Annotated in this window: 13 protein-coding genes, 1 tRNA gene and 1 riboswitch; of the genes, 8 read left to right on the top strand and 6 right to left on the bottom strand. The window is 71.8% G+C overall.

All coding sequences use genetic code 11. The annotated features are described in order from the left end of the window. The first annotated feature begins 112 nt into the window (after positions 1-112). The 4 genes from sepX (at position 113) to ACZ37P_RS04250 (ending at position 3,233) form a co-directional block, all read left to right on the top strand. Complete coding sequence (gene sepX, locus ACZ37P_RS04265; protein ID WP_467344790.1) at positions 113-1,177, top strand: divisome protein SepX/GlpR; 1,065 nt, start codon at positions 113-115, stop codon at positions 1,175-1,177. A gap of 87 nt (positions 1,178-1,264) precedes the next feature. Further along, positions 1,265-1,338, top strand: a tRNA-Ala gene (locus tag ACZ37P_RS04260). 190 nt (positions 1,339-1,528) lie between these two features. Further along, positions 1,529-1,615, top strand: a riboswitch (ZMP/ZTP riboswitch). Between the two features lie 49 nt (positions 1,616-1,664). Next, positions 1,665-2,495, top strand: a complete 831-nt coding sequence (locus ACZ37P_RS04255) for a bifunctional 5,10-methylenetetrahydrofolate dehydrogenase/5,10-methenyltetrahydrofolate cyclohydrolase (protein WP_355338087.1) — start codon at positions 1,665-1,667, stop codon at positions 2,493-2,495. Positions 2,496-2,603: 108 nt separating this feature from the next. Further along, positions 2,604-3,233, top strand: coding sequence for a dihydrofolate reductase family protein (locus ACZ37P_RS04250; protein WP_467344788.1), 630 nt, complete (start codon positions 2,604-2,606; stop codon positions 3,231-3,233). Here ACZ37P_RS04250 and ACZ37P_RS04245 read toward each other — a convergent pair. Then, positions 3,218-3,847 carry an AEC family transporter gene (locus tag ACZ37P_RS04245; RefSeq protein ID WP_467344787.1) on the bottom strand — a complete coding sequence of 210 codons (630 nt, stop codon included), beginning with the start codon at positions 3,845-3,847 and terminating at the stop codon, positions 3,218-3,220. The genes ACZ37P_RS04250 and ACZ37P_RS04245 overlap by 16 nt on opposite strands. Before the next feature lie 208 nt (positions 3,848-4,055). Here ACZ37P_RS04245 and ACZ37P_RS04240 point away from each other — a divergent pair, with 208 nt between their 5' ends. The 4 genes from ACZ37P_RS04240 (at position 4,056) to ACZ37P_RS04225 (ending at position 10,946) form a co-directional block, all read left to right on the top strand. Further along, a complete protein-coding gene (locus ACZ37P_RS04240) occupies positions 4,056-4,736 on the top strand; it encodes a GTP cyclohydrolase II (RefSeq protein ID WP_355337878.1) in 681 nt (226 codons plus the stop codon). Between the two features lie 182 nt (positions 4,737-4,918). Then, entirely contained in the window at positions 4,919-5,515 is a 597-nt protein-coding gene (locus ACZ37P_RS04235) for a TetR/AcrR family transcriptional regulator (RefSeq protein ID WP_188282412.1), read from the top strand. A 196-nt stretch (positions 5,516-5,711) separates the two neighbouring features. Beyond that, entirely contained in the window at positions 5,712-7,946 is a 2,235-nt protein-coding gene (locus tag ACZ37P_RS04230; protein WP_467344785.1) for an MMPL family transporter, read from the top strand. Positions 7,947-8,156: 210 nt separating this feature from the next. Next, entirely contained in the window at positions 8,157-10,946 is a 2,790-nt protein-coding gene (locus tag ACZ37P_RS04225; RefSeq protein WP_467344784.1) for a YfhO family protein, read from the top strand. 99 nt (positions 10,947-11,045) lie between these two features. Here the strand turns inward: ACZ37P_RS04225 and ACZ37P_RS04220 are convergent, their stop codons facing one another. The 5 genes from ACZ37P_RS04220 to ACZ37P_RS04200 all read right to left on the bottom strand — a co-directional run bounded on the left by ACZ37P_RS04220 (position 11,046) and on the right by ACZ37P_RS04200 (position 14,911). Continuing rightward, the gene (locus tag ACZ37P_RS04220; protein ID WP_355337888.1) at positions 11,046-11,573 is read right to left on the bottom strand and encodes a methylated-DNA--[protein]-cysteine S-methyltransferase; all 528 of its coding nucleotides are present in this window, start codon (positions 11,571-11,573) and stop codon (positions 11,046-11,048) included. Then, positions 11,570-13,189: an AlkA N-terminal domain-containing protein gene (locus ACZ37P_RS04215; protein WP_467344783.1), complete on the bottom strand. Its 1,620-nt coding sequence runs from the start codon at positions 13,187-13,189 to the stop codon at positions 11,570-11,572. Before ACZ37P_RS04215 ends, ACZ37P_RS04220 begins: the two co-directional genes overlap by 4 nt. Positions 13,190-13,338: 149 nt before the next feature. After that, positions 13,339-13,668: a GNAT family N-acetyltransferase gene (locus ACZ37P_RS04210; RefSeq protein ID WP_355337894.1), complete on the bottom strand. Its 330-nt coding sequence runs from the start codon at positions 13,666-13,668 to the stop codon at positions 13,339-13,341. After that, positions 13,665-13,874 carry a DUF2630 family protein gene (locus ACZ37P_RS04205; protein WP_391043593.1) on the bottom strand — a complete coding sequence of 70 codons (210 nt, stop codon included), beginning with the start codon at positions 13,872-13,874 and terminating at the stop codon, positions 13,665-13,667. The genes ACZ37P_RS04210 and ACZ37P_RS04205 overlap by 4 nt, the downstream gene beginning before the upstream one ends. Positions 13,875-14,056: 182 nt before the next feature. After that, positions 14,057-14,911, bottom strand: coding sequence for a MerR family transcriptional regulator (locus ACZ37P_RS04200; RefSeq protein WP_467345220.1), 855 nt, complete (start codon positions 14,909-14,911; stop codon positions 14,057-14,059). Between the last annotated feature and the right edge of the window lie 73 nt (positions 14,912-14,984).

The raw sequence follows: 14,984 nt of genomic DNA, 5'->3' as shown, positions 1-14,984 counted from the left end.
TTGTTCGAAAATGAAGCCAATCGCAAAAAAATCTCGGCATATCAGCCAGATCGTGCGACACACCGGGCCAAATTGCGTATGGCGTGTCTCGATCACCCCTACCGTGTAACGCGTGAGCAGTAGTGGCCTCATCTACGCAGTCATCGTCGGGGCCTGGGCTGCCTACTTGGTGCCCATGTGGCTCCGTAGGCAGGATGAGCTCAACGAAGCGCGTCCGACGGAACGCTTCAGCACCGCCATCCGGCTTCTGTCCGGGCGCGCGGCGATGGAGCGGCGTGTCGCGAAGGTGCGAGGTGAGAGCGTCGAACCCGCGGAAGACGCAGCCGACGACGTATCCGAGGACGACCTCGCCGGAGCGGTGGACGTCCGCGGACTCGCCGTGCCCGCGACCGAGGTGCGGCCGGGCATCCCGCAGGGCGCCCACGGCGTCCACGGAGCACGCGGTACTCAGGGCGCGGCCGGCGCGCATGGTGCGCACACCGCGCATGGTGCCCGCCCCGGCGTGCTCAATCCGCGTGCCAAGGTGCTCGCGCGCCGTCGCCGCACCACGACACTGCTCTTCCTCGGCTTCACCGTCGGCGCCGTCGCGGCGGCCGTCGGCGGCGTCGCGCTGCTCTGGGCGCCCGCCATCCCGGCCGTTCTGCTGACGGTCTACATCGGCCAGATGCGTCGCCAGGAGCGGCGTCGCTTCGAGGTGCGCATCGACCAGCGGTACGCCGCCGAGGCCGCCCGACGCCTGCGCGCCCGCCCCGAACCGGCCGCCGAGGAGCACCAGCACCAGCACCAGGCGGCGCCCGCCGAACGCCCCGCGCCCTCGCCGCGTACGGCCGACCGGCGCGCCCTCGTCGAGCAGACCGACCACGCCGAGTGGGTCGACCAGCAGCGCGCGCAACAGAACAACGACGACGGCTGGGAGCCCGTACCGGTCCCGCTGCCCACCTATGTGACTGCTCCGGTCGCCCCCCGTACGCCGGGCGGCGTCGACCCCGGCGCGCCCGACACGTGGAGCGCCGCCAGGTCCGGCACCGCCGCCGCAGAATCCGCCCCGGCGGCTGCCACGCAGGAGTCGGCCCCGGCCGCCCCCCAGCCGCGCCGCCCGCGCCCGCGCACCCCCCGCACCCCGCTCTTCGACCAGTACGCCGACCCCTCCGACCGCCCCCGCGCCGCCAACGAGTAGTGCCGCCAGGCTTCCCGGCCATCCGGACCAGCGTGAATCGCGTTCACGACCACCCGTCTCGGGATGCTAGAGTTTTCCTCGTTGCAAGGGCCTGTGGCGCAGTCCGGTAGCGCACCTCGTTCGCATCGAGGGGGTCAGGGGTTCGAATCCCCTCAGGTCCACAACAAGGCCGTTCCTGGGCGATTTCGGGAACGTTTGACGGAATCCCGCCGGTCTTCATGATCGGACGGGATTTCTGTCGTTTTACGGGGTCCGTTCGCGACGGTTCAGGGCGGCGGAGCTTTTCGGCGGCTTGCGGTCCCGGCCCGGCGCCGGCGACACGGGACGGGGGCGGCGGGGGCGGATAGAGTGCGGGTGGGCCGTGACTGGCGCTGAGGTGGAGTACCACCGGGGAGCGGCCTGACGCATACGTCGGTGCCGTGCGCCTGGGCGAGTGGACTGAACACGCCTGGAGGCAACGGTGGCATCGACACATACCGCGCGGCTCATGGACGGGGCCGGTCTGGCCCGGCGCATCATGGGGGAGACCGCCGCCAAGGCGTCGATCCTTGCGCGGCGCACAGGATTCGCGCCGTGCCTGGCGACGGTGCTGGTGGGTGAGGATCCCGCGTCGGTGACGTATGTGCGGATGAAGCAGTCGCGCAGCGCGAAGGCCGGAATCCTGTCGCGCCATGTGGCGCTTCCCGCGCGGACCAGTACGGCGGAACTCGTGGAGACGCTCGGCGCGCTGTCGGCCGACCCCGAGGTGCACGGCATCTTGTTGCAGCATCCGGTGGGCCCGCACATCGACGAGCGGGCGGCGTTCGAGGCCATCGCGCCGGAGAAGGACGTCGACGGCGTCACGGTCAGCTCGTTCGGCGCGATGAGTTTCGGCCTGCCGGGATTCGTGTCGTGCACGCCGGGCGGCATCATGCGGCTGCTGGAGGAGTACGAGGTCGGGCTCGCGGGGAAGCGCGCGGTCGTGGTGGGCCGCAGCGCGATCCTGGGCAAGCCGGTCGGGATGCTGCTGCTCGCGAAGGACGCGACGGTGACGTACTGTCACTCGCGTACCGAGGACTTGGCCGCGGTGGTCGCGGAGGCGGACGTCGTGGTGGCGGCGGTGGGGCGGGCCCGGCTGATCCGGGGTCAGGACATCAAGCCGGGCGCGGTGGTGATCGACGCCGGGTACAACGCGGGCAATGTCGGCGACGTGGACTTCGAGACGGCCCGCGGTCGTGCGCGGCTGATCACGCCGGTGCCGGGCGGGGTCGGGCCGATGACGATCGCCGTGCTGCTGGCGCAGACGGTGGACGCCGCCGCACGCCAGCTCGGGGTGTGAGGGCCCGGGACCGGGACGGGCCGCCGTTGCCGCGGTGTTGAGCGCGGCCGACCTGCGCCGATGTCCGCTTGAGGGGCAATTGTCAGTGGTGGGTGGCAGGCTGTGACGGTGACCAGGACTCAGTACTACACAGCGACCACGCTCGACGGATTCCTCGCCGATGAGGCGAATTCGCTCGACTGGCTCTTCGAGGTGGACACCGAACCCGGAGAGCCGTTCGAGCGCTTCATAGCGGGCGTCGGGGTGCTGGCGATGGGTGCGACGACGTACCGCTGGGTGCTGGAGCACGAGAAGGTGGTGGACCGGCCGGAGGAGTGGCGGCGCTGGTACGGGGACCGGCCGTGCTGGGTCTTCACGCACCGGGACGATCTGCCCGCCGTGCCGGGGGCGGACATCCGCTTCGTCCAGGGCGACGTACGGCCGGTGCACGCGGAGATGGTGGCCGCGGCGCGGGAGGGGAGCGGTGGCAGCCGCGGCTACGGGGAGAACGTGTGGCTGCTCGGCGGCGGCGAGTTGGTCGGGAACTTCGCCGACGCCGGGCTGCTGGACGACATCATCCTCGGCGTCGCGCCGGTGACGCTGGGAGCGGGGGCGCCGCTGCTGCCCCGACGGCTGGACGGGGGGCGGCTGCGGTTGACGGACGTGGAGCGGGTCGGCCAATTCGCCTATCTCACGTACGAGGTGGGGCAGCCGGTGACGCCGTCAGCCGGTGGGGGCGGGGGTCAGCCGAGCGCGTAGGCGATCAGGGTGAGGGTGACCATCGAGAGCAGGGTGGTGAGCAGGACGGTGTCGCGGGGGAGGTCGGTGGGGAGCCGGTATTCGGAGGCGAAGATGAAGGCGTTCTGCGCGGTCGGAAGTCCGGCGCACAGGACGACGGCGAAGAGGGCGTGGCCGGAGAGGGCGAAGGCGTAGCGGGCCAGCAGATAGGCCAGGAGGGGGTGGACGACGGTCTTGAGACCGACCAGCAGGCGGCGTTCGGTGCGCGCGGCCGGGGTGGGGCGGGAACGGGCGTGCAGCGACATGCCGAGGGCGAAGAGCGCGGAGGGAACGCCCGCGCCGCCGAGCAGTTGGACGGGGGAGACCACTTCGGCGGGCAGGGCCAGTCCGGTGGTGGCCACCGCCAGGCCCGTGGCGGAGGCGGCGATCACCGGGTTGCGGAAGGGGGGTCGGAGCATGCGCCGCCACAGCGCGCCGACGCCGCGGAGGGTGTCGAGGTCGATCAGGACGAGGATCAGCGGGGTGACGAAGAGCATCTGGAAGAGCGCCGCGCACACGATGAAGAACGTGTCGTGCAGGACGTGTGCGGCGACCGGGATGCCGAGGTTGGCGGAGTTGACGTAAGACGCGCACATCGCGCCGATCGCCTGGTCGGCCTGGCGGTGCCGGAACAGCTTGCGGCTGACGGTCAGTGCGCATGGCGGACCCGGGGGCGGCCGTATCGGGCGGGTCGAGGGGGGGGACGGCGACTCATGCGTGTGGCCTGGGTCACATCTCGGGGTGGGGGAAATAATCCGACCGCCAAAAGAGCTTGATGTTTCAAGATCTTATGAGGGGGTCAGCATGGCGTCGAAGGTGTCGACCAGTGCGTCGGGCACGGCAGTCAACGCGGCGCGGGGCGGGGAGAATCCGCTGCCGGCCGCCGGGATACGGACGAAGGTGCGGGTGCCGCTGCGGTTCTCGGACGGGTGGGGGACGACGGCGGACGTGTTCACGTTCACCGGTCTGGTGGACGGCAAGGAGCACCTGGCGCTGGGACTCGGGGACTACGAGGGCGCCGAGTCGCCGTTGGTCAGACCGCATTCGGAGTGCCTGACGGGGGACGTGTTCGGGTCGCAGCGGTGCGACTGCGGGCCGCAGTTGCGCGAGGCGGTCGAGCGGATCGCGGAGACCGGCGGGTATCTGCTGTATCTGCGGCAGGAGGGCCGGGGGATCGGTCTGTACGCGAAGCTCGACGCGTACGCGCTCCAGGACGACGGCCTCGACACGTACGAGGCGAATCGCGCGCTCGGGCGCGGCGAGGACGAGCGGGACTACACCGCGGCGGCCCAGATGCTGGCGGCGCTCGGGGTCGACGGCATACGGCTGCTGAGCAACAACCCGGACAAGGCGCGGCAGCTCACCGCGCTCGGGACGGCCGTGGTCGAGCGGATTCCGACCGCCGTCCACGTGTCGGCGGCGAATGTCAGCTACCTGCGGGCGAAGGTCGAGCACACCGGTCACACGCTGGCGCTTCCCGCCTGAGCCGGGACGCGACGTCGACCGCGGCACAGCAGATCGGCGGTGCGGATCCGTACGCGCGAGGGCGCGGGCACGGTTGAGCGTCGTGAACGTGATTCGACCCACGATCGAAACGGTGGCGTTTCGATCGCGGGCCGTCTATGGTTATGTGTACGACATCGTTTCGACTCGGAGGGCAGGGCGACATGACGGCTGAGGTTTCCGCCACGCGTCGTACGCGCCTGACCCCCGAGCGCGAGCACGAGCTCTACGCGGCGGTGGTCGAGCTGCTGCGTGAGGTCGGCTACGAGGCGCTGACGATGGACGCGGTCGCGTCCCGTACGCGTTCCAGCAAGGCGACCCTCTACCGCCAGTGGAAGGGCAAGCCGGAACTCGTGGCCACCGCGCTGCGGCACTCCAAGTCGGTGTCCACGGCGGACATCGACACGGGCTCGCTCAGCGGTGACCTGCACGAACTCATCCGCTGTCACGACCAGGACGAGACCAAGCGGGACCAGGAACTCATGCGCGGGCTCGCTCACGCGGCCTTCAGGAACGAGGACCTGTTCCGCGCCCTGCGGGAGCTGCTCATCGAGCCGGAGCTGGTCAGCTTCCGGGCTCTTGTGCAGCGCGCCGTGGACCGCGGTGAGCTGGCCGCCGACAATCCGGCACGCGACTTCGTCCCGCACCTGCTGTTCGGGGCCGCATTGGCGCGGCCCATCATCGAAGGTCTCGACCCCGACCCCGACTTCTCACACAGATACATCGACGCGGTGGTCGTCCCCGCCCTGCGTCTGTCGTGACGAAGCGCACTGGCCACTGATGTGATCTGACTTTTCCCCGCGCCACTCAGCACGACTCGGCGCCCCGGCACGACTCAGCACCACTTCCTCAGCACGACATTCCCCGCACCACCGCTCCACCTGACACGCCGCTCTCGTCGTCGGGCTGGTTCCTCACGCCCACATTTCCATCCTCCTGACGGGAGCCCATGCCCCCATGGCCACATTCCTCTACAAGCTGGGCCGGCTCGCTTTCCGGCGACGGCGGTTCGTCGTACTGATATGGGTGGCGCTGCTGGCGCTCGCCGGTGTCGGCGCGGCGACCGCGCCGTCCGCGCCGAGCGACAACTTCACGGTGCCCGGCACCGAGGCGCAGCAGGCGTTCGACCTGCTGCATGAGCGTTTTCCCGGCACGAACGCCGACGGCGCGAGCGCGCGCATGGTCTTCCAGGCACCCGACGGTCAGAAGATCACCGCGGGACCGAACAAGGCGGCGGTCGAGAAGGTCGTCGACGAGCTGAAGAGCACACCGCAGAAGGCGACGGTCGCCGATCCGTTCGCCGCCGGCGGTGACGCGATCAGCAAGGACGGCACCACCGCTTACGCGTCGGTCAGTTACACGGCCAAGTCCTCCGACATCACCGACGCCACGCACACGGCGCTGGAGGACGCGGCGCAGCACGGCAGGGACGCCGGGCTGATGGTGGAGACCGGCGGTACGGCGCTCCAGGCGTCGGTGGAGACCGGGAACAGCGAGATCATCGGTGTCGGCATCGCGGCGGTCGTGCTGCTGATCACGTTCAGTTCGCTGGTCGCCGCCGGGCTCCCGCTGCTGACCGCGATCATGGGTGTGGGTATCGGTATCGCGTCGATCACCGCGCTGGCCAGCACGCTCGGTCTGTCCAGCACGTCGTCCACGCTCGCGTCGATGATCGGACTGGCGGTCGGTATCGACTATGCGCTGTTCATCGTGTCGCGGCACCGGCATGAGCTGATGGAGGGCCGAGAGGGTGAGGACGCGGCCGGCCGGGCGGTCGGCACGGCGGGCTCCGCGGTGGTCTTCGCCGGTCTGACCGTGCTGATCGCGCTGGCGGGCCTGGCCGTGGTCAACATCCCGATGCTGACCAAGATGGGGCTGGCCGCGGCGGCCACCGTCGCCATCGCCGTACTGATCGCGCTCACCCTGATTCCCGCGCTGCTCGGCTTCGCGGGACCGAAGGCGCTCAGCCGCAAGGTCCGCAAGGGGCGCGCGGTCGACACCGGCAAGCCGAACATGGGCACCCGCTGGGCGCGCATGGTGGTACGCCGCCGGGTGCCGATCCTGGTCGCGGGCGTCGTGGCGCTGGGCCTGGCCGCGATCCCGATGACGAGCATGCAACTGGGCCTGCCCGACGACGGTTCGCAGCCGGTCAGCACGACCCAGCGCAAGGCGTACGACCTGCTGTCCGACGGTTACGGGCCGGGCTTCAACGGGCCGCTGATGGTGGTGGTCGACGCCGCGGCGAGCGACGACCCGAAGGCGGCGGTCGACCGGATCAAGACGACCATCACCGGCTTCCCCGATGTGAAGACGGTCAACGCGCCCGCCTTCAACACCAAGGGCGACACGGCCACCCTTTCGGTGGTGCCGGACTCCAAGCCGAGCAGCGCGCAGACCGAGGACCTGGTGCACGCGATCCGCGGGCATCAGGGTGAGTTCACCGGTACGACCGGCGCGCACGTCCTGGTCACCGGCACCACGGCGATGAACATCGACGTGTCGCAGAAGCTGAACGACGCGCTGGTGCCCTACCTGGCGCTGGTCGTCGGCCTGGCGTTCCTGCTGCTGATGCTCGTGTTCCGGTCGGTGCTGGTGCCGCTCAAGGCGGCGCTCGGCTTCCTGCTGTCGGTGCTCGCGGCGCTGGGCGCGGTCGTGGCGGTCTTCCAGTGGGGCTGGCTGTCCGGCCTGATGGGCGTCGAGCAGACCGGGCCGATCATGAGCATGATGCCGATCTTCATGATCGGTGTGGTGTTCGGTCTCGCGATGGACTACGAGGTCTTCCTCGTCACCCGGATGCGGGAGGCGTACGTCCACGGGGAGTCGCCGAGCCAGGCCGTCGTCACCGGCTTCAACCACGGTGCGCGGGTGGTGTCCGCCGCGGCGGTCATCATGATCAGCGTCTTCGCGGGCTTCATCGGCTCCTCCGAGTCGATGATCAAGATGATGGGCTTCGGCCTCGCGATCGCGGTCGCCTTCGACGCGTTCATCGTTCGTATGACCATCGTCCCCGCCGTGCTGGCACTGCTCGGGCGCTCCGCCTGGTGGCTGCCGCGCTGGCTCGACCGCGCGCTGCCCAATGTGGACGTCGAGGGTGAGCAGCTCCGCAAGAGCCTCGGCGACACGGTGACTTCCGGCGGCGGCGCCTCGGGGACCGGTGCTTCGGAGGAGGAGCACGAACCCGTACGCGTCTGATCATGTGACGCCGTCGGTTGTGGCTTCGTCCAGTCGGACGCGGCACCAGGTGACGCCGTCCGCTGTGTGATCCTCCACCCGTCCGGTTGCCTTCGGGCACCGGGCGGGTGTTTGACGTTCACCTCGGAGTCGGTGGAATGTCGCGTTCCTGTCTGTCGGGGATGCCTAATATCTGGCGACATTCACAGAACATGCGTACCGGGGGAACCGATGGCACCTCAAGAAGTCCCTCCGGAAGCCGTCGGGCGCGTGAGGTCATGGTTCCTCGCCGCGCGCACACGGGCGGCGCTGCTCGCCGCGGGCGTCGCGGCGGTCGCCTTCTGCATCGGGGACGCGGTCGCGGGCAGCTACCCGTTCGGCTCGCGCACGCGCAGCGTCAATGACCTGGGCAACCAGTTCGTCCCGTACCACGCGCACCTGTGGGACCTGCTGCACGGCAGGGCCGACGGCGGGCTCCTGCTCAACTGGCAGTCCGGCTACGGCAGCAGCTTCCTGCCGGACCTCGGCACGTATGTCTCCAGCCCCTTCGCGCTGCTGGTCGCCTTCTTCCCGCGCGACCGGATCGACCTCGCCGTCTACGCCGTGACCGTGCTGAAGATCGGCGCCGCCGCCGCGGCGATGGCCGTACTGCTGCTGGCGCTGCGCCCCGGCCGGTGGTGGGCGGCGGGCGCGCTCGGCGCGTCGTACGCGCTGTGCGGCTGGACGGTGATGCTCGCGTCGTACAACCCGATGTGGCTGGACGGCCTGATCGCGTTCCCGCTGCTGTGCCTGGTGGGGGAGTGGGCGCGGACCGCGCGGCGGCCGTATCTGAGCGTCCTCGTGGTCGCCCTGTGCTGGATCGCGAATTTCTACACCGCGTATATGGCGACGATCGGCGCCGGGCTCGTCCTCATCGCCCGGCTGCTGACCGAGCCCGACCGCGGCGACACGACCGCGCCGGACGCGGGCGCACAGGACGGGACCGCACAGGACGGGACCGCACCGGGCGTCGGCGGCCCCGGCGGTACGCGTGAGCCGCGCGAGTGGCTGCGCGCGCTCGGCAGGGCCGCGCGCAGCATGGTGCTCGGCATCGGCCTGTCCGCGCCGCTGGTGCTGACCATCTTCAAGGGGACGAAGCTCGCCTACCCCGGCCTGGTGCAGGAGTTCGAGCCCAAGCCGTGGTCGGACCTGCTCGGCCGGATGCTCCCCGGCACGTACGGCTTCACGACGCCGTCCACGTACATCGACACCGCGGCGCTGCTGCTGGCCTTCGCGCTGCCCTTCCACCCGGCGGTGCCGCGCCGCACGCGCACGGTGTGGACGGTGCTGGTGCTGGTGGTCACCGCGTCGTTCCAGTGGAAGCCGACGCATCTGCTGTGGCACGCCTTCACCACGCCCAACGGCAGCGCGTACCGCGAGACGTTCGTGCTCAGCGGGATGATGGTGATCGCCGGGTGGTTCGCCTTCGCGCACGGTCTGCCCGGCCGGCGTCAACTCGCCTGGGCCACAGGCGTGATGGCGGCGCTGGTGGCCGTCACGCGCTTCGGTGCGGAGAAGGGCGTCACCGGGCAGGGCACGTATCCGCTGCTCGCGCTCGGCCTGGTGGCCACGATCGGCGCCCTGTTGCTGCTGCGCTGGGCGGCGGACCGGTCGCAAGGCGGTGCCGCGCCCACCGGGGCTACCGCGGCCACCAGTGCTTCCGCGCCCGCCACGCTGCCCGTGGTGCTGGCCGCGACGCTGCTGATCGGCGCCCAGATCGGGCAGTCGGCGTTCACCAACGCCTGGGACGTCAGGAAGCGGCTGGCGACCATGGACGACTACGGGCAGTGGGGCCAGCGCGAGACGTACCAGTACGACGCCGTCGCGAAGGCCGACGGCTGGCCGGACTACCGCACCGATCCCGGACGCGAACAGACCGTCGGGAACGACCCGTTGATGGTCGACGGCCAGGGCGCGCAGTACTACAGCAGCCTCACCGCCGATGTGTGGACGAAGACCCTGATGGCGCTCGGCGGCGGCTGGACCTCGCGCGGCCGGTCGTTGCAGAGCCTCGACAACCCCGTCACCGACGTCATCTTCTCGGTCGGCGCGCGCGTCCACTCGCGCCGCGACCCGCACCAGGTGCATGTGAACCCGCCGCCGAATGTGCCGCCGACCGTCACCCGGCAGGAGGTGCCGCCGCTGGTGACGATGCGCGACGCCGCACCGGCAGGGCGCTACGGCCTCTCGCCGTACCGGAACCAGGAGTTGCTGCTCGGTTCCGCCGTCTACACCCCGACCAGCGCCGAACTGCGCGACAGCAAGGGCCGGTTGATGCCGCGCACCCCGAAGGGGTACCGGGTCACCGGGTACGTGCGGCAGCCGCGGACCAGTACGTACTCGCTGCGGACGTCCTGCCCCGCGGGCAGCGAAGTGTACTTCTGGTCACCGGACTTCAAGGGTCAGGTCACGCTCCCGGGCGCCGCGCCGGTCGACTTCCTCGGCCGGATGCCCACCCACCGCGCCGCCGTCGAGCGCCTGGGCGATGTGCCGCGCGGCGGCGGGAAGTTCGCCCTGAAGGTACGGGCCCTGGAACCCGGCACCCTCTCCTCGGACGGCGTCGGCTGCCTCGACCGGGGCAGGCTCGCCGCCGCCGAGCGGAAGCTGGCGGCGGGCGCCGCCACCCGCGTCCAGGTGACCGACGACGGCATCAGCGCCCAACTCCCCTCCGGCGCGCACGGATTCGCGGTCGTCGCGGCCCCGGCCATCACGGGCTGGAGCTGCGCCACCGACAACGGCTCCAGGCACCCCGCGCGCTCCTACCTCGGGCTGATCTCCGTGCCCGTCACCGCGGGCGCCACCTCGGTCTCCTGCTCCTTCACCCCGCCCGGCCTGCACCTTGGCGAGGCGATCGGCGGCGCCTCACTGCTCGGCGTCGCGGCCCTCGCGGCGTTCGGCTGGTGGCGCGGGCGGCGCCGCCCCGAGGAGGACGGTGACAGCGAACCGGTACGGCCGGTGCCCGCGGCACTGGTCGAGAGCTGAGGCGGCTCCCGCGCCTCAGAGCGGCACCGGAGGCTCCCGCACCTCAGAGCGGTACCGGAGACTTCCGCGCCTCAGAGCAGCACCGGAGACTTCCGCACCTCAGAGCAGCACCGGCTGCTGGACGCCGTTCTCCATCGCCAGCAGCCACCGCTTGCGCGGCAGCCCGCCGCCGTAGCCCGTCAGGTCGCCGCCCGCGCCGACGACGCGGTGGCACGGCACGATGACGCCGATCGGATTCCTGCCGTTGGCCAGGCCCACCGCGCGGGAGGCGGTGGGATGGCCGAGGATCGCGGCGAGTTCGCCGTACGAGACGGTCTCGCCGTACGGGATGTCGCGCAGCGCCGACCAGACGCGCTGCTGGAAGGGTGTGCCCGACATCGCCAACGGCAGGTCGAAGCGGGTGAGTTCGCCCGCGAAGTAGGCGTCGAGCTGGGCGCGGGCGGCGGCGAAGACGGGGCTGTCGCCGCGCGGGCCGAAGGTCTCCTGCGCGGGGCGGTGCCGCTGCTCGGTCATGTAGAGGCCGGTGAGGGCGCAGCCGCGGGCGACGAGGGTCAGTTCGCCGCAGGGGCTGTCCACGACGGTGTGGACCGGGTGCTCCGCCGAGGGGGCGGGGCGGGTGGCGGTCATGAGGGTGAAGTCCCTTTCTCATCGCTGGTGTTGGGGGGCAGGACGTTGATCGGGTGGTCACCCGTCGCCCACAAGTACTGCGTGGCGTAGGCCCGCCACGGCGACCAGGCGGCGGAGTGCCGTACCAGCGCCGCCGGAGTCGTCGGCAGGCCGAGGTCGCGGGCGGCGTACCGCACGCCGAGGTCGGTGGCCAGGAAGGCGTCGGGGTCGCCGAGCGCCCGCATCGCGATCGTCTCGACCGTCCACGGCCCGAATCCGGGCAGCGCCGAGAGCTGGGCGCGGGTCCGTACCCAGTCGCTGCCGACGTCGAGGTCCAACTCGCCGCTCTCCAGGGCCCGTACGAGCGCGGCGAGGGTGTTCCTGCGGGTCTGCGGCATCGCGAGGGCGGCGGGGTCGAGTCCGGCGAGCGCGGCGGGAGCGGGGAAGAGGTGGGTGAGGCCGCCGCCGGGGTCGGTGACGGGCTCGCCGTGCGCGAGCACCAGACGGGCGGCGTGCGTACGGGCCGCCGCCGTCGAGATCTGCTGCCCGAGGACGGCGCGGACCGCGAACTCCGGCCCGTCCGTGACCCGCGGCACCCGCCGCCCCGGCGCCTTCGCCACCAGCGGCGCGAGCACCGGGTCCGCGGACAGCAGCGCGTCCACTGCTTGCGGGTCCGCGTCCAGGTCGAGCAACCGGCGGCAGCGGCTGATCGCCTGCGCCAGGTCACGCCAGTCGGTAAGCCACAACTGGCAGGCGATGTGGTCGGGTTGGGGCCGCAGCGCCACGATCCCGGTGCCGTGCGGCAGCCGCAGCGTGCGCCGGTACGCGCCCGCCCGCCACTCCTCGACGCCCGGTACCGCGGTCGCGGCCAGGTGCCCGAAGAGATTGTCCGGGGTGAGCGGGCGGCGGAACGGCAGCCGCAGTGACAAGGTGCCGGTCCCCGCGGCCGGACGCCCCTTGGCGACCCGCGCCCGCAGCTCGCTCGGCGACAGCGCGAAGACCTCGCGCACGGTGTCGTTGAAGGCGCGGATGCTGGCGAAGCCGGCCGCGAAGGCCACTTCGCCCATCGGCATCGCGCTCGTCTCGATCAGCAGCCGCGCGGTCTGCGCGCGCTGGGCACGCGCCAGGGCCAGCGGCCCGGCGCCCAGCTCCGCCAGCAGCTGCCGCTCGACCTGCCGGGCGCTGTAGCCGAGCCGCGCCGCGAGGCCCGGCACCCCGTCGCGGTCCACCACCCCGTCGGCGATCAGCCGCATCGCGCGCGCCACCAGGTCGGCCCGCTCGTTCCACTGCGGCGAGCCGGGGCTGGCGTCCGGGCGGCACCGCTTGCAGGCCCGGAAACCGGCCTGCTGCGCGGCGGCGGCGCTCGGGTGGAAGGTCATGTTCTCGGCCTTCGGCGGCACCACGGGGCAGCTCGGGCGGCAGTAGATGCCGGTGGTCAGCACCGCGGTGTAGAACCATCCGTCGAAGCGGGCGTCCTTCGACCGGACGGCGCGTACGCAGGTGTCGAAGTCCGGGACGGCCGCGGCCGACCCGGAGTCCCGGACCGTTCCCCCGGCGGCGTTCCCGCTCGCGGCCCTGCCCGCAGCCGCGACCGCAGCCCCAGCCCTGTCCGTATCCCTGTCCGTATCCGTGTCCACCCCACCAGCATCGCCCGTCGTCAGGCTTCCGGTCTGGCGGAAATCCGACATGGACGTCGGGGCGCGTGCGGTGCGGGGGCGGCGGTACGGGCGCGGCGCTGCGGGCGGGTCGGTACGGGCGGGTTGGGGACGCCCGTACGTACGGGTGCTCAGTCGGAGACGTTGCTCGCCGGTACGTAGAGCAGATCCGCGTACTCCGGGTGCTTGCCGAGCCAGCCCTCGAAGAACGGGCAGATCGCCAGGACCCGCAGGCCCTGCGCGCGGGCGGCGTCCAGGGCGGTACGGGCGAGCGCGGAGCCGACGCCGCGGCCCTCGTAGGCGTCCTTCACCTCGGTGTGGATGAACGCGATCATGTCCGGGGTGCGCAGATACGCGGCCACCCCGGCGATGTCGTCGCCGATACGTGCCTCGTACCGCTTGCTCTCGGGCGCGTCGGTGACCGTGACGTCACCGTGGACGGAGGCGGCGCCGTCGCTCATGAGCGGTAGTTCTCGACGGTGGAGGCCGGGCGGACCTTCGCGTCGCCGGGGTCCTCGCCCGCGTCGGTCAGGGCGCGGCGCTGCCGCAGCAGGTCCCAGCACTGGTCGAGCTCGCGCTCCAGGGCGGCGAGCCGCTCCTGTTCCGTCGCGCCGTCGATGCTGCCTGCGGCGAGCAGATCGCGCAGCGCCTTCTCGTCCGCGACCATCGCGCTGATCCGGCCCAGAATGGCCTGGTCTGCCGAGGAGTCGTTGGGCTGTTGCACGGGGCACCTCCCGGGTCGGTACGGCCTTGTGGTCCACTCTCGCAGGTCGTGCGGCGGCGCGCTCGCGATGTGCGGGGTGATGTGACGGGTCAGACGCGGCCGGTACGTCGGGCGCGGTGCGTACGTCAGGCGCCGGCGGTGGGTTCGGCCGGGTCCGTACCGATTTTCGTACCGCCGTCCACACCGGCCTCCGCGCCGCCGTCCGTACCGGCTATGGCGCCGCCGTCCGTACCACCGTCCGTACCGCAGTCCGCGCCGCCCTCCGCCCGCTCCGCCTGCTGCCGCAGCCAGGCGTCGATCTCGGCCCGTACCCGCCGCTCCATCGCGAGCCCCATCTCGGCGTCGACGATGTTCTTGGCGAGGGGCCGCAGGCGTTGCAGGGACTCGGCTATGCGGTGGGCCTCGGCGGGCGGGAGGTCGTCCATGGGCCCGATGACGTGGGTGCGGATGACCTGGGTGAAGAGGTCGGCGAGCGCGTCGGTGTGGGCGCGTACGCCGCGTCCGGCGGCGAGGACGGCGGCCAGCGGCACGCCCTCGTGGACGAGGGCGGCGGAGGCGTCGAGCAGGCGGCGGCTGATGTGGATGACGTTCTCGCCGTCGACGCCGATGTAGCCGATGTCGAGGGCCGTCGTCAGATTCTCCGGGGTGACGTCCTCGCCGAAGTAGTCGGCCAGCTCCTCGGGGGTGAGGCGGACCGGGGTCTCCTCCGACCAGGGCGCGGTGAGCGCGCCCTCCAGGCCGAGCAGTTCGGCGACGCCGCCGAGCGTGCGGCCGTTCTCCCACGCGCCGATCAGTTCGGCGATGCCGCCGAGGGTGTGGCCGCGCTCCAGCAGCCCCGCGATGGTCCGCAGCCGGGCGAGGTGGGCCTCGGAGTACCAGGCGATCCGGCCCTCCCGGCGCGGTGGCGGGAGCAGCCGCCGCTCACGGTAGAACCGCAGCGTCCTGACGGGGATACCGGCCGCCTTGGCCAGCTCCTCCACGCGGTACTCGCGCTCGGCCGCCGAGCCGCTGCCGGAGCCGTCGCCCGCGCCGTGGTCCCCCGCGCCGCCGCTT

This window comes from Streptomyces sp. NPDC024632 (genome assembly GCF_055559175.1).
The sequence above is the reverse complement of the archived record's forward strand: the minus strand, read 5'-3'. Positions and strand labels throughout refer to the sequence as shown.